Source organism: Cryobacterium sp. MLB-32 (assembly GCF_000738085.1).
In the GTDB taxonomy this organism is placed as follows: Bacteria; Actinomycetota; Actinomycetes; order Actinomycetales; family Microbacteriaceae; genus Cryobacterium.
Genome location: NZ_JPRS01000655.1, coordinates 1 through 991 on the forward strand (window position 1 = coordinate 1; position 991 = coordinate 991).

Genomic DNA, 991 nt, shown 5'->3' on the forward strand with positions numbered 1-991 from the left:
TCGAGGTTCACGTGCGATTGCGGCGTTCCATCAACGACAAGCTGAAAACTTCCGGGGGTGAACCGGTCCGGCTCGATCACGGCGGTGTGCCCGCTCAGCTTCAAGACGACCGACGGGTTCTCGGGCTCGCCCTTACTCATTGTGCTCACTGCTCATGCCTCCAGTCTGCGCCCTCCAGAGCCGCACCGGAAACTGGGTTATACCCGAGAATCGCAACAAGGTCAAGAATAGAGTGGACGTGGCGCACTCAGAGGCATATAGTTGATCCTTGCGCTCCCAGACAAACTCTGCCTTCATATTGCGGTCGGCTTTGCGTGCCCAAGCCACCTTGCGGCACATTCCTTGCGAAGAAAATATTCGCACAGGGTTTGTGGAGTTCTTCACCAATAACAGTAACTAGACCTGACGGGGTCCACGGAGGTTATTTCCTTGGCTGCTGCGCGCAACGCAACCACCAACTCACCCAAGAACGGCCGCTCAGCTGAGCGTCTTTCGTTCGCGAAGATTAGCGACCACCTCAACGTTCCGGATCTGCTTGCCTTGCAGACCGAGAGCTTTGACTGGCTCGTTGGCAACGACATCTGGAAGAAGCGCGTCGCTGAAGCCCAGAAGGCCGGACGCCAGGATCTGCCGAATCGCACCGGGCTCGATGAGATCTTTGAAGAGATCTCTCCCATCGAGGACCTCGGCGAGACGATGCAGCTCTCCTTCACCAACCCGGAGCTTGAGCCGGAGAAGTACACCATTGACGAGTGCAAGGAAAAGGGTAAGACCTACTCCGCACCCCTCTATGTGAACGCTGAGTTCATGAACCACCTCACGGGTGAGATCAAGACTCAGACCGTTTTCATGGGCGACTTCCCGCTGATGACGCCCAAGGGCACCTTCGTGATCAACGGCACCGAGCGTGTCGTCGTGTCGCAGCTGGTGCGTTCGCCCGGCGTGTACTTCGACCGCCAGCAGGAGAAGACCTCCGATAAGGACATCTACT

2 pseudogenes are annotated in these 991 nt (G+C 57.3%); one reads left to right on the top strand and one right to left on the bottom strand.

The features are described from left to right. Positions 1-140 (bottom strand): annotated as a pseudogene (locus JF66_RS23380) (SAM-dependent methyltransferase); the annotation flags it as partial. A gap of 289 nt (positions 141-429) precedes the next feature. On the opposite strand from JF66_RS23380, the pseudogene JF66_RS20705 reads away from it, so the two are divergent. After that, positions 430-991 (top strand): annotated as a pseudogene (locus JF66_RS20705) (DNA-directed RNA polymerase subunit beta); the annotation flags it as partial.